The sequence below is a fragment of the Planctomicrobium aquicomposti genome (assembly GCF_051466325.1).
Lineage (GTDB): Bacteria > Planctomycetota > Planctomycetia > Planctomycetales > Planctomycetaceae > Planctomicrobium.
Genome location: NZ_CP195792.1, coordinates 1370757 through 1384559 on the forward strand (window position 1 = coordinate 1370757; position 13803 = coordinate 1384559).

At 58.6% G+C, this 13803-nt stretch carries 9 protein-coding genes; 2 read left to right on the forward strand and 7 right to left on the reverse strand.

Features of this window, described 5'->3' with window-relative positions; translation table 11 throughout:
- The first annotated feature begins 172 nt into the window (after positions 1–172).
- Both topA and SH664x_RS05225 read left to right on the forward strand, forming a co-directional pair.
- Positions 173–2842, forward strand: a complete 2670-nt coding sequence (gene topA / locus SH664x_RS05220) for a type I DNA topoisomerase (protein ID WP_437205640.1) — start codon at positions 173–175, stop codon at positions 2840–2842.
- A gap of 78 nt (positions 2843–2920) precedes the next feature.
- The gene (locus SH664x_RS05225; protein WP_437205642.1) at positions 2921–3787 is read left to right on the forward strand and encodes a formyltetrahydrofolate deformylase; all 867 of its coding nucleotides are present in this window, start codon (positions 2921–2923) and stop codon (positions 3785–3787) included.
- 79 nt (positions 3788–3866) lie between these two features.
- Here SH664x_RS05225 and SH664x_RS05230 read toward each other — a convergent pair whose 3' ends face one another.
- The 7 genes from SH664x_RS05230 to SH664x_RS05260 form a co-directional block, all read right to left on the reverse strand.
- Positions 3867–6071 (reverse strand): FdhF/YdeP family oxidoreductase, encoded by a 2205-nt coding sequence (locus tag SH664x_RS05230; protein WP_437205643.1) that lies wholly within the window; start codon positions 6069–6071, stop codon positions 3867–3869.
- A gap of 211 nt (positions 6072–6282) precedes the next feature.
- Positions 6283–7323 carry an agmatine deiminase family protein gene (locus SH664x_RS05235; RefSeq protein WP_437205645.1) on the reverse strand — a complete coding sequence of 347 codons (1041 nt, stop codon included), beginning with the start codon at positions 7321–7323 and terminating at the stop codon, positions 6283–6285.
- A gap of 238 nt (positions 7324–7561) precedes the next feature.
- Positions 7562–9523: a hypothetical protein gene (locus SH664x_RS05240; RefSeq protein ID WP_437205647.1), complete on the reverse strand. Its 1962-nt coding sequence runs from the start codon at positions 9521–9523 to the stop codon at positions 7562–7564.
- Positions 9524–9592: 69 nt separating this feature from the next.
- Positions 9593–9925: a PadR family transcriptional regulator gene (locus tag SH664x_RS05245; protein WP_437205649.1), complete on the reverse strand. Its 333-nt coding sequence runs from the start codon at positions 9923–9925 to the stop codon at positions 9593–9595.
- A 211-nt stretch (positions 9926–10136) separates the two neighbouring features.
- Entirely contained in the window at positions 10137–11441 is a 1305-nt protein-coding gene (locus tag SH664x_RS05250; RefSeq protein ID WP_437205651.1) for a sulfatase-like hydrolase/transferase, read from the reverse strand.
- A gap of 524 nt (positions 11442–11965) precedes the next feature.
- Positions 11966–12451, reverse strand: coding sequence for a transcription elongation factor GreA (gene greA, locus SH664x_RS05255; protein WP_437205653.1), 486 nt, complete (start codon positions 12449–12451; stop codon positions 11966–11968).
- Positions 12452–12671: 220 nt separating this feature from the next.
- Positions 12672–13724, reverse strand: coding sequence for a ParB/RepB/Spo0J family partition protein (locus tag SH664x_RS05260; RefSeq protein ID WP_437205655.1), 1053 nt, complete (start codon positions 13722–13724; stop codon positions 12672–12674).
- Positions 13725–13803 lie beyond the last annotated feature (79 nt).

Consider the following 13803-nt stretch of genomic DNA (forward strand, 5'->3'; position numbering starts at 1 on the left):
GAACTTTCCCATTCCGCGGCGCCCCATTTTAACCGGGGGGGTGATAGTGGCAAGCCTAGTGACAGCAGGGGATTGTGTGACGCAATTGTCGTCGTTCAGAGAGTTTCGAGCGGTCTAACAGGGACGCTCAACCGCTCGCCGTGGCGGGAATTCAGCAAGATCGATTGGTCGGATGGTGAGCACGCAGAAGAAGAAAAAAGGACTGGTCATCGTCGAATCTCCGTTTAAAGCCCGCAAAATTGCAGGTTTTTTGGGAGGCGATTACGAAGTTCTGGCGAGCATGGGACACGTCCGTGACCTCCCCGAAAAGGCGGCCGACATTCCCCAGGAACTCAAAGCCGAGTCCTGGACCCGCCTGGGGGTGAATGTGGGAAAGGCCTTCGAACCGCTCTACATCATCTCGCCCGAAAAGAAGAAGACGGTCAAAGAGCTCAAAGATTCCCTGAAACAGGTCGACGAACTCATCGTCGCGACCGACGAAGACCGTGAAGGCGAAAGCATTGGCTGGCATCTGGTCGACATCCTGCAGCCGAAGGTTCCCGTCAAACGGATGACCTTCTCGGAAATCACCAAGAAGGCGATTACCGATGCTTTAAAGAATACGCGGCAGCTCGACATGAATCTGGTCGAAGCTCAGGAGACCCGCCGTATTCTGGACCGCCTCTACGGATACACCCTCTCACCGCTGCTGTGGACTAAAATCCGGCGGGGGTTGTCGGCTGGCCGCGTGCAGAGCGTGGCAGTCCGGATTCTCGTGCAGCGCGAACTCGAACGGCTCGCTTTCCGCAGCGGAACCTACTGGGACCTCAAGGCCAATCTACAGACCAAAGCCGGTGAAGGATTCACCGCGCAGCTGACGACCGTCAATGGCCAGCGTGTTGCAACCGGCAAGGACTTCGATGAGGCGACCGGTCGCATTCAGGACGGGGCCAACGTGCTGTTGCTGGGTGAAGCGACCGCCCGCGAACTGCAGGCCCGGCTGAAAGCCGGAAGCTGGAAAGTCGCTGGCGTCGAACATCGTCAGCAGACCCGCAAGCCCCCCGCGCCGTTCACCACGAGTACGCTGCAGCAGGAGGCCAATCGCAAACTCGGCCTCAGCGCCCGGGAAACCATGCAGGTCGCCCAGCGGCTGTATGAAGACGGGAATATCACCTACATGCGTACCGACAGCGTGTCGTTGTCGCAGGAAGCGATCACCGCCGTGCGGTCCCGCATCGAGAACAGCTACACCTCAACATTCCTCAGTCCACAGCCGCGACAGTACACCAACAAGACGAAGAACGCGCAGGAAGCTCACGAAGCCATTCGTCCGGCCGGTACCGACATGAAAACCGCCGACGAACTCGGACTGTCAGGTCGGGAGGCCCGCCTGTACGACATGATCTGGAAGCGGACCATCTCAACGCAAATGGCCGATGCCCAGTTGCGGTTTGACACCGTGACGTTGGCTGTCGGCGACGCCGAGTTCCGGGCCACGGGGCGAAAAGTGGAATTCCCCGGTTACTTCCGGGCGTATGTCGAAGGTTCGGATGATCCGGAAGCAGCGCTGGAAGATCAGGATGCCGTGCTGCCGGAAATGCAGGAAGGACAGTCGGTCGACTGCTCTGAAGTCGATGCCCTGTCGCATGAAACCAAGCCCCCCGCCCGCTACACCGAAGCGACGCTCATTCGCAAGCTGGAACAGGAAGGGGTCGGTCGGCCGAGTACCTATGCGAGCATCATCAGCACGATTCAGGATCGGGGCTATGTGCGCAAGGCCAGCAATCAGCTGATCCCCACGTTCACAGCTCTGGCAGTCACCCGACTGCTGGAAACGTACTTCCCCAAGCTGGTCGATACGCAGTTCACCGCCCAGATGGAGCAGTCGCTGGACGATATCTCAAATGGGGAAGCTCAGCGGCTCCCCTACCTCGAGAATTTCTATAACGGTGACGAGGGGCTGAACCAGCAGGTCGAGTCCAAAAAGGAATCGATTGACCCCCGCGATGCCTGTACCCTGAAACTGGAAGGGTTAGCGCCGGCGGTCCGGGTCGGTCGCTATGGCCCCTATCTGGAAATGGAAGATGGGGGAGAAGTGGTCAACGCTTCTCTGCCGGAAGACATTTCACCGGCCGATCTGAATAATGAACTCGCCCAGAAACTGATCCAGCTGAAAAAGCAGGGGCCACAGTCTCTGGGGATGCATCCGGAAGATGGACTTCCCATCTTTCTCCTGTCTGGGCCGTTTGGCCCCTATCTGCAGCTGGGTGAAGTTCAGGAAGGGGGCCCGAAACCGAAGCGGGTCTCAATTCCCAAAACGCTGGATCCCACGGATGTCGATTTGGACAAGGCCATTCAGCTGCTGGGGCTCCCGCGGCGACTGGGGCATCACCCGGAAGACAACAAGGTCATCAATGCGGGAGTGGGACGATTCGGGCCCTATGTCCAGCATGCCGGGCGGTACAAATCGCTTGGCAAGGAAGACGATGTGTTGACGATCGGACTCGATCGTGCCGTCGAACTCCTGAAGGAAGTCAAAGGCCGTGGCGGTGCGACGCCGCTCAAGGAACTGGGCAGCCACCCGACGGAGGAAAAGCCGGTCGCCATTTTCGAAGGACGCTATGGTCCTTACGTGAAGTGTGGCAAACTGAACGCCACGATTCCCAAGGAGACCGATCCGCAGACAGTCACGCTGGAACAGGCGGTTCAGTTGCTGGCTGAGCGTGAAGCCAAGGGGGGCGGCAAGAAGACAAAGAAGGGGGCCGCCAGGAAAAAGGCCGCTGCCGACGATGCGGCTCCCAAGAAGAAGGCCGCCGCCAAGAAGAAAGCGGCGAAGAAGAAAGCCAAAAAGAGCGCTGAATAGGTCGCCGGTGATTCAGAGCCCGAAACGTCAGTGAGGGCTGAGCTTCCGATCGTTCAACTTGAACTGAAGCGAGTTGCCATGCAGGTCATTATCACTGCCGTCGGACCGGATCACAAAGGACTGGCGGATCCGATCGTGCATACGGTGACGCAGTCGGGCGCCAACATCCACGAAATCCAGATGTACGATCGCGATTCCGAGCAGCTGTTCGCGATGCTGCTGCGGATGGAATGGCCGGCCGATTCGGAACCGGTCGCCTCACTCCGAGCACGCATGACCGAGATCGGCTCTCAAAAGGGGTTGACGATTCGGGTCTGGTCCCGCGATGAGCATGCCCGTCCTCCCCGGATTGCACTCTGCACCACCTATCGACCGGAACCGCCGCTGGCGATCCTCCGCGATATCCGGGACAAGCGGCTGCGGGCGACCCCTGCGGTCGTGATCGGAAACCGCAACTCCTGTCGCGGCGTCGCGGAGCAGTTCGGCGTCGACTTTCACAACATCGGCAACGCTCAGGGGGATCCTGACGACACCCGCTTTGTGCAGCTGCTCGATGAATACGAAGTCGACTATGTGGTGTTAGCGCGGTACATGCGCATCCTTCCACCCCGGCTCTGCTGGGAGTTTGCGGGGGGGAGAATCCTGAATCTCCACCACGGCCTGCTCCCCTCGTTTCCGGGGTTCCGTCCTTATCATGATGCCTATGGGCATCACATGCTGACTTACGGGGCGACGGTCCACTTCATTGTCCCCGAACTGGACGCCGGCAATCAGATCATTCATCAGTCGACGTTCACGGTGACACCGGGAACTCCGCTCCCTGAGATTCTTCGACTCGGCGAAACCGATAACGAGCCGCGATGTCTTTCCGAAGCGGTTCGACGTGTGATCGATCGTGAAGTCGAGCTCCATTTTCACCGTGTGATTCGCACGGCGCGGCAATAGCGGTGGGGCGAATGACGGGCAGCCCTCGCTGACGCTTCGGGCTCTGATACGTTTCGGATTCGGAAACGCGATGGGGGTTTCAATGATCTGAGGCGGTGGCGAGTACGCCCGCTTCCGCCTCAATGTTGATGACGATCGACTTGAACGCCGGCGTCTTCGAGACCGGATCGACCGCCCGGGGGATCAGCACGTTCGACTCGGGGCAATACATCGCTGCGTTCCCCGGATGAATGTCATATGGCCGGACCCGCTGCAATCGCATTTCTCCGGTCGAATTCCAAAGCCGGACCGGCTGGTCTTCCACCAGCCCCATGCGCTCCATGTCTTTCGGACTCATCAGAATGATGTCGCGGCGGGTCTGGTTGCGGTACAGGTCTTCCGTCTCATACACGACCGTGTTGAACTGCCCTTCACTGCGAATCGTCATCAGCCGCAACTGGTTCGGTCCCAGTTCCACCGCAGCGGGGATTGAGACTGCGTGAAATTTTGCTTTCCCGGAGGGTGTCGGAAACGTCGGTGTCGGCAGAGACCGTCCGGGGATATGAAACTCCTGTTTCGTCTTCCCGATGTCGCGAATCGGTTCCAAACCCGGAATCATGTCGGCGATCAGTTCCCGAATCGCCTGATGGCTTTCCAGCTCTTTCCAGTTCACAGGCCCATCTTCACCCAGCACGCGCCGGGCAATTTCCGTCAGCAGTGAGACTTCGCTGCGCGGGCCGGAAAACCGGGCAGGTCCCCCTTCGCTCAGCCGCACGAAGCTGAACATCGATTCCTGCGTGGTCGGCTGCTCTTCTTCATCGCGGGGCCGCACGGGGAAGATCAACGTCTCTTTGGCCCGTCCCCAGGCATGCGTCGTGTTCAACGTCGTCGACATGTAAGCAATCATGTCGAGCTTGCGTAAGGCCTGCTCGGCATACGTCGCATCCGGGTTCGAACCGAACAGGTTTCCGCCCAGGCAGAGAGCGGTCTGCATCTCCCCCCGGTCGGCGGCATCCATGCAGGCCATCGTGTCGAGACCGGGAGTCTTCGGCATCGGGACGCCCAGCCGTTCTTCGAATCGCTTCAGCAACGAAAGCTTCAGCGTCGGTGTGACCCCGACACTGCCGATCCCCTGCACATTGCTGTGGCCACGAATCGGCATGAAGCCCGCGTTCGGTTTGCCCACCATGCCACGGAGCAATGCGAGGTTCGCGATCATCTGCACATTCTCCACACCGTGCAGGTGATGCGTGATCCCCATCGTCCAGCCGAAGATCACATTTTTCGCCTGCTGGTAAAGGTTGGCGAGTTCTTCGATCTCCCGCTTCGCCACACCCGATCGCCTTTCAATCTCCTCCCACGTCGCCTGTCTCACGGTGGCGACAAATTCGTCGAAGCCTTCGGTGGCCGACTCGATAAATTCGCGATTCGCTCCGTTGCGTTCCAGGAGAAGCTTGGCCACGCCGGTCAGCAGCGCGATATCACCACCGATCTGCGGCTGCAGATAAAGGCTGGCGATTTCCGAACCGAAGAGCAGGCTGCGGACGTCACTGGGGACGCTGAAGTTCGTCAGGCCGACTTCTCGAATCGGGTTCACGACCACCACGTGCCCGCCGCGTCGGCGGATTTCCATCAGTGAGCGCATCAGGCGCGGATGATTCGATGCGGGGTTGCCTCCAATCAGGATGTAAAGATCGCAGCCGTTCAGATCTTCGAGCCTGATCGTACCGGTGCCGCTGCCGACAGCGCTGGCGAGCCCGACGCCGCTCGCCTGATGGCAGTAAAATGAGCAGTTGTTGACGTAGTTGGTGCCGAACAGTCGCGAGAACAGCTGCAGCAGGAATCCCGCTTCATTCGAAGAACGACCACTCGCATAAAAGAAGCTGTGCTCCGGGCCGGAGCTGCGGAGCTTGTCCGTCAGCTTTCCGATCGCCTCGTCCCACGAGATTTCCCGATAATTTGTGTCGCCCGGCCCCGCATACATGGGGAAGACGATACGGCCACAATCTTCGAGCTGCTTGGGGGTCAGCGAGCGGAGTTCGTTGAAGCCGTAGCGGGCGATGAATTCGGGCGTGATCCCGGCCTGCATATCCGAAACCATTGCCTGAAATGATTTCTTGCAGACCTCGGGGAAGTGTCCCCCTTCGTTCACCATTCCTCCGGTGACGCCCCCCATCCCAAGAGCGCAGGTCTTGCAGGTGTTCTTGGACCGCATTGCCTTCCAGAGCTTCCACCAGCCGACCCGATTGGCCATGCGAAAGGTGTATGCAATGGCCTTCCAGCCGCCACCACTTCTGACCTTCATCGTCTGCCCCGTAGTTGACGGACACAAATTGCAGTGGGCTGAATGTCGTCTGCCTGTCTGCGGATTGCCCCTGCCCTGCGATTGAGGTCGACTTGCGTGTGCGATCGACCGGTCATCTGTTGAACAGCCTGCAGCCTGTCGTCAGGCCCGGTTGTCAGAGAACGAGTCTAGCGGATTGTCCCCGGATTCGTCAGGTGACCGCAGTCGCCCCTCAAATCCGCGCGGGCACACCTGATGGCTGCTGCTGGGTGACACAGTGGATCGCCCCCAGCCCCCAGACCAGATCGCGGCAGTTGATACCGACGACCTCCCTGCCCGGAAACAGCCGGGAGAGAGTCCGCAGCGCTTCCGCATCGCGCTTCCCCCCATACACCGGCACCAGCACCTTGGTGTTGATGATCAGGAAGTTGGCGTAACTGGCCGGGAGACGAACTGCTTCGCCGTCATCGTCGAAGTAGACCGGTTCGGGCATGGGGATCGTGACGATCTCAAACGGTCGGCCGTCCAGATCGGTCAACGTCTGCAGGCGTTCCAGATTTTCCTGCAGCGGCTGGTGGTTCTCGTCTGTGGTGTCTTCTTCGATGGCGGTGACGATCGTCCGGGGTCCGACGAACCGCGTGATGTCATCGATGTGCCCATCGGTGTCATCGCCGATGATTCCATCGCCCAGCCAGAGAATTTTGCCGACGCCCAGATAATCCTGAAGCCGCAGTTCGATTTCCGCCTTCGACAGCTGGGGATTCCGGTTGGGGTTCAGCAGGCAGGCTTCGCTGGTCAGCAGCAGCCCTGCCCCGTTGACGTCGATCGAGCCCCCCTCAAGGATCATGCCGCCGTTGAAGATCGGCTCGTCGAACTCGCGGGCAATTCTGCCGGGGACTTCGTTGTCGAGATCATAAGGAGGATACTTGTCCCCCCAGGCGTTGTAGCCCCATTTCGTGAGGGCTCGTTCCGTCCGGCCATTCCGGTCACGCACCACATAGATCGGTCCATGATCGCGGACCCAGGCATCGTTGGTCGGGTTGTGATGAAACCGGACCCGGTCCAGGCGGGCCCCGGCAGCGCGCAGCACCGCTTCAGTGGCAGCCTGCATTTCCGGCCCCGAGACGTTGATCCGCACCAGCTGCGAGTCCGTGATGTGCCGGGCCAGCTCGCCGAAGATGGCCGGCACCGGCTCAAACGCTCCGGGCCACGATTCCTCTTTGTGCGGCCATGAGAGCCAGACCGCTTCCTGGGGTTCCCATTCGGCGGGCATGCGAAAACCAAGTTGGGCAGGCGACTGGAGGTTCGACACGATGGCAGGCTGCTGAAGAAAGAGTTTGGTCAACAAACTGCCATTGTAGACTGCCTTTCAGGGGAAGCCAACGAATGTGAATCCATCCGCATCGCCGTAGGGCTTCCCTGTTTCAGCGACTCGCGGTGGGGGTGTCAGGATTCAAGGACTTCAACCGGTACATTTCATTCAGCCAGATGATTTCCGGTAGAGCCAGTTTTCAGATATATGGCTTATCGGCAGTCGCCGTGAATGCGCCGGAGTCTTCCAAAATTTCGAAGTTGAGGACCACAGGGATTAATCGCACATTCCTCTCGCCTGGGGAGATCCCTTGTCCAGTTGAAAGAGGTCGAGCGGCAGTGATATTCATGATTTGATAATCGCCGCTCGTGATTCGGGGAGCCTGGATGGGATTGAATTCGATGACCGTTTGCCCCTCAACTGCACGGAGGGAACTTCTTCCCACGTCGGCAATGATGCTCCCATCTCGTCCGACCAGCAGTTGACTTTGCTTGACGGGATCATTTTTCCTCGGATTCCAGCTTCGCCCTCCCACGGTTCTGCCTCTCTTCTCAAGATCGATCAAATAGTAAAGGGGCTCACTCTGGAGTTCCTTGGGGATATCGATTTGAAAAGTCACCTCCGCCGGTTGTGGAGGTTCGGTCGGCACGACAAGTTTTTCCGCCATGACTGATGATGCCCGCCCCGCACTATCCCATTTGACCTTCCATGCAAGGTATTCCCCCCAGGGCATCTCGACTCCGAACAGGATCTGGTTGCTGGACGGGAGAGGGAACTCGACCTGTGCCTTTCCACTGGCATCGGTGATGAATTCACCGCGATCACCGTCTTTGAACAGTGCGTTATAGGCTGCATCGGACTCGAGTTCTTTCTTGACACCCCCGTTATAAAAAACGGGAAGTCCTGCTGCGGGTGAAGATCCTTCGTCATCCTTGATCGCCTGCAGCTCAAAAGTTCGCGGCACATAACCCTCTTTTCTGGCCTGTTTCCATAGGTCAGACGATTCATCAAAATTCATCTTGAGGGGCTTGCCGGGCCGGAACAGATACGACTTTATGTACTTGAAATCCCGAAGTTGAGGATTGTCGCCCTCTGTTTTGAAAAATTGAATCTGCAGACTCAGCTCCGAAGTGTCCGCGACAGGCAGGACCGCCAGGGCGGTTCCCGGCGAGGTCCCCTGATCCTCAGCCCCGTTATGATCCCCCTCGACTTTCCCATGCTCATCAAAGCGGAATTGGCATTGGCTAGTCGTTTGCCACCACTGCTCGTTTCCGATTTCGATGGCATTGTGGAGTTGAAGCAACACTGCGAAGCCCAGCTCTTTTCGTTGAAAGTCCGGCGGAGGTGTCAGGCTGATTTCAACGGTTTCTGTGGGGACTGTTTTGGGGCAGACAATCGTGAAGGTCCCGTTTTCAGGCCGATTAGAGAAGTTCTTTTCCATCGCGAATCGGACGGTACTTTGATCGGGTAACGGAATCATGACATTGACGAAGAGCCGGTAGGCGCCGAAGCGGAACAGGCCTAGATCTGCGATCCCTTCCGAGTTCGACTGTGCAGTCGCGGACAGCCCAGGAGGATATTCCGCGACTCGTGAGACTGACGTGGCGGGCGAGTCTGGTGGAACGGATCCTCCAGCAGACAACGTCACTTCTCCCTGAACCGGCAATCCCTCCGGATCGACCAGCTTGACGATCACCTTTCCCCAGTCTGAGGGTGTGGCGGATTTCTCTTCCACCGGAACTGGTGCCACAGCGGGAGCAGGCATCTTTTCCACTAAACCAGTCAGGAATGCCTTCTGGTCAGCGAGCATGGCTGCCTGAAACTCACTGGCTCGTTGCTGTGATTGCCAGATCAGGGTGCAGGCCGCCAGCATAGCGACGGTCATGATCCCAGCCAGCAGATACGTAATGCGTTGACTCATGATGGTCTCCTGCATCGCATCCCACCACAGGCGGTTGGCGATCTGGTTGACGTTGCCGAATTTCGTAATGACCTTTTGTCGGGCAGAACCCAGATCCTGGGTGCGAAACTGCTCCCGCTCCAGCGAGCATTGCAGATGGTCTGCCAACTCATCATGAATGTCCTGCCGCAACGAGGCCGGTTCCCCGTCGCGGGGGTCCGGAAAATCAGTAGCCAGGTCATCGAACGAGTCTGGTGTCATGCCCTCGCCACTTGCTGTGGATGCCCAATCAAACCGCAATGAAATCCTGCCCGAACTCGCTCCAACGACTCAGCTCAATCCGTATTGCAAGCCGAGCACACCATCGACGGCGCCGGAAAAGGCCTGCCATTCGGTCCGCTTGGCCTGTAATGCCTTCCTGCCCGCAGCTGTAATGCGATAGTACTTGCGCCGTCGACCGTCGATTTCGGTCCAGTACGATTCGAGTGTCTTCTGGCGCTCCAACCGGTGAAGAGCCGGATACAGGCTCCCCTCCTTCAGCTCGAAGTGCCCTCCCGATCGGTTGAGGACTGTCTGCACAATTTCATAGCCATAGCTGGGGCCTTGTGACACGACCTCCAGCATCAGCATTTCGATTGTTCCCGCGAGGAGTTTTGTATCCATCTCCAGGTCTCTCCGAACTAATGCATTGCACGCCTAGGTATATATGTAGACCCGCGAGGTATGTTCTGTCAAGAGGATAAAGAAAAGCTCGGCGGGCAAGCCGGTGCTTCCAGCACTTGCGAGGGCGTATCAGAAAACCGCCGACGCTCACGAAGGCTCGTGATCCATTACGTGGCCGACCCTGATGTGTTCTTCGGGCGACTTACTCCGCTCATTTTTCTGGCGCAGGTTCCGGCAACGGAACGCGAGCGAGCGCCTTCTGCAGCAGCGCGCGGATCTCGGGGAAGCGATCCGCAGCGAGTGGAGATTTCTCAAGCGGATCGTTCTGAATGTCGTACAGGTTTCCGGTTTGCACTGCCGATGTTTGACCTTTTCCGGGATGGAATTCGTAGAACGAGTAGAGCTTGAAGCGTTGATTTCGGGCGGCGATCGAACGGGGAACAGGTCGGTGGCCGATGCCCGGATGCGTGTAGGCAATCAGCACCGATTCACGTGGCGTGTGCGGTGTTCCGAGCAGCGGTGGAAGAATGCTTTGGCCATCGAGGGGACTCGCGTCTGATGCTTCCGAGGGGGCGAGGCCGGCTGCCTCCAGCAGAGTCGGGAAAAAATCGGTGAGGTCGACCAGTTCCTCGCACACCTGTCCGGGGGAAATGGTTCCCTTCCAGTTCACGATGAGCGGAACGTGGGTTCCACCGTCAGTCGGAAAGCCTTTTTCGCCCGCGATCTGCTCGCCTGAAGCCAACTGCGAGGTGATGCCGACGCCGGTGCCGTTATCGCCGAGAAACAGGATGAGAGTCTGCTCACGAATTCCCAGTGCATCGAGTCTGTCCACAACGCGTCCCACGTTGCGGTCCATGAGTTCGACCATGCCCTTGAAGTATCGCGGATCGGTTTCTGTCCGCTGGGAAGGAGTCTTCCACTCAGGGCTTTGTGGCGTCGGCTGGTAAGGAGCGTGAGGCAGGATCATCGGATAGTAGGCGAGGAACGGCTGGCCACTGCCGTGCGCTTTCGTTATGAAATCGATGAGAAACTCCACGCAGAGATCGGGGCCGTACTGGTCTTCTGCTTTGAGGACGCGAATCTCTCCGTTGGCCGAATCACGTTCCGCGAAATCGGCGTTGGCATGTCCGCTGCCTGCGTGAATCTGACGACCTTCCACGTGGAGGTGCCAGAGCCGGAACGCATCGAAGCCTGCCTCGTGCGGACTTTGGCCCCCTGTCCCCTTCCAGCCATCGAGTTGCCATTTTCCGGTAATCCCGGTGCGATAGCCCGCCTGCCTGAGTTCCTGAGCAAATGTCCGTTCGCCGGGGGGGAGCGCTGCCCAGGCGGTGTAGTTGCGATAGTTGTATTTCCCCGTCAGCAGTTGAACGCGGCTGGGAGTGCAGAGCGGCTGCGAATAGCAATGTGTAAACCGGGCACCGTTGTGAGCGAGTTGGTCCAGATGGGGAGTGCGATAGCTCGCCGCTCCATAGCAGCCCAGGCATTCCTGACCGAGATCGTCAGCCAGAATCAACACGATGTTAGGACGGGTGGCTCCTTGAACATTCGACCATCCGCAGCAGAAAAGCAGGATGCCGAAGAGCAGGCACATTGGACCAGGAATTGGAGATGGGCTGCGAACACCGCCAGCTGTTCCCTTCCCCGGAAGATGCGAGGTTCTGGTGTCGGAGAAAAGGCTCTGGGTTGCTTTATCTCCCGTGATTGGACCAACCCGCGTGCCTGAACTGTGCTTGGAAGATAGCCCTGAATTTCCAATTGACATCGCCTGCCCCGCTCTGAATGAAAGTCATGGAACGCATGCTGAATCACAACGCATCTTTGCCCGGAAAAGCTCAAGGTGTTGTAAAATGTTGCGTCGCCAGACTTCGTTCTTCAGAATCGATGGGTTCGTCCGGAGTGGCCCGACACGCATTTCAGCAGGGTCAAGTTATCCCGGTCCGGAGCAGAGCACAATCGCCGGCTAAACGGTCGTCCAGAAATGCTTCAAGGCCCTCAATCACGAGGGCCTCGAAGTTTGACAGCGTCAGGAGATTCGCGATGTCAGGCTCCGTGGTCGACAATCTTGACCACTTCGACTTTCATGCTGCCGCGGGGGAGGGCGATTTCGACCTGATCCCCGACCTTCTTACCCGTCAGGGCCTGAGCGATCGGGCTGGTGGTCAGAATCTTCATCACCGGGCCATCGTAGTCTTCTTCGCCAGGGCCGACGAATTCGTAGGTCTCTTCCTCATCGAGATCGAGATCCTTGATCGTGACCGTCGAACCGAAGGTGACCTGTCCTTTGGGCATGTCGGCCTTGTCGACGACATAGCAGCTGGCCAGCTTCGATTTCAGCGAGTTGATCTTTGCTTGAACACGACCTTGCTCTTCGCGCTGGCCGTGATATTCGGCGTTTTCTTTCAGATCACCCTCAGCGCGCGCGTCGGCGATATTTTCAGCGATCTGAGGCATCACCACATCTTCGAGGTGGCGAATCTCTTCACGAATCTTTTCATATCCTTCGCGCGTAATCGGTTGCAGGTCCATCTCGGAGTCCGTGTGAAATCCTCGGTGAGTAAAACGAAAACCCACGAGTCCAGAACTCGTGGGATCAGAAACAGTTTGGCCATTCCAAAAATAAGCACGGGAGGCGACTGCCGCGTCCCGCGCTCATAATGACTGTGTTAATGCATCGCCGACCGGTTGTCCATGCCGCTTTTGAAGCCGGATGGATTCGAAAGCGAAACCGGGGCCGTTTGCAGGGCTTTCACGCTGCGTGCTGGCGAAGCGTGCGGAGAATTCTTTCAAATTCCGCGTTGTTGGCGAACGGCACCACGATCTGCCCGCTCTCTTTCGATTTCAGTTTGATTTCAACGGGCACGCCGAGCAGATTCCGCAGCTGTTCTTCCAGCGACTGCACATGGTTGGTGCGGGCCGCGTCTGCCTCGCCGATCGGGATGGTTTCCGGTTCCTGCGTTCCGGTCATCTGGCACGCATCTGCAGCGGGCGGATCGCAGGACACTTGCGACAGTTCCGGAGGACTGGCCTGTTCGCACGAGGTCGAGCCTTCGGTCGACGGGGAGGCGGCCGGCGTTTCGGCCACTTCCGGAGTGGAGTGCTGTTTATTCAGGATCTCGCGGACGGCTGCTTCCGTGGCCCGGACCGAGAGCTGTTCCGCCTGAATCCGGCTGCTCAGCTCCAGCTGGTCCCCCTGGGGCAACGAGAGCAGCGCCCGGGCATGTCCGGCGGAGATCTTCCCGCCGTGCAGGGCATTCTTGACCGGATCGGGGAGCTCGAGCAGTCGCAGAATGTTGCTGACGGCCGAGCGGCTCATGCTCAGCTGCTTGCCGAGTTCTTCGATGGTGCACTCAAAGTGGGTCAGATACTCACGGAAGGCCTGAGCCTTTTCCAGATCGTTGAGGTCTTTCCGCTTCAGATTCTCTTCCAGCGCGAACTCACAGGCGGTCTTGTCGATCACGTCGACCACCCGGCAGGGGACGGTCGGAAGCCCTGCCCGCTGGGCGGCCTGCCAGCGTCGTTCTCCGGCGATCAGCTGAAAGCCGTTGTCGATGGCGCGGACAATCAGCGGCTGGAGAATGCCGTGTTCCTTGATGCTCGAAGCGAGTTCGCCGAGAGCTTCGGGATCGAAGTGCTGCCGCGGTTGAAACGGGTTGCGGACGATCTGCCCCGTCGGGATCTCCCGCAGGTCGGAAGTTACTGCGCGATCGGTCTCTTCGTGCGAGGGGGCTCCCCCGCCAAGAAGGGCGCTCAGACCGCGGCCCAGGCGACGTGTTGCCGGTTGGGATGCAACTTCAATCATGGGGTCTGTCTCCGTACAGACTTGAGGAAAAAGCGACAAATCCTTTGCCGCGCTGATTCAGAGCAATCGAGTCGGTTCC

Coding starts and splice junctions, on each gene's coding strand:
- SH664x_RS05260 (WP_437205655.1), bottom strand. CDS start 13,724: ATGATTGAAGTTGCATCCCAACCGGCAACACGTCGCCTGGGCCGCGGT.
- SH664x_RS05245 (WP_437205649.1), bottom strand. CDS start 9,925: ATGGATACAAAACTCCTCGCGGGAACAATCGAAATGCTGATGCTGGAG.
- SH664x_RS05240 (WP_437205647.1), bottom strand. CDS start 9,523: ATGACACCAGACTCGTTCGATGACCTGGCTACTGATTTTCCGGACCCC.
- topA (WP_437205640.1), top strand. CDS start 173: ATGGTGAGCACGCAGAAGAAGAAAAAAGGACTGGTCATCGTCGAATCT.
- SH664x_RS05230 (WP_437205643.1), bottom strand. CDS start 6,071: ATGAAGGTCAGAAGTGGTGGCGGCTGGAAGGCCATTGCATACACCTTT.
- greA (WP_437205653.1), bottom strand. CDS start 12,451: ATGGACCTGCAACCGATTACGCGCGAAGGATATGAAAAGATTCGTGAA.
- SH664x_RS05225 (WP_437205642.1), top strand. CDS start 2,921: ATGCAGGTCATTATCACTGCCGTCGGACCGGATCACAAAGGACTGGCG.
- SH664x_RS05235 (WP_437205645.1), bottom strand. CDS start 7,323: ATGCCCGCCGAATGGGAACCCCAGGAAGCGGTCTGGCTCTCATGGCCG.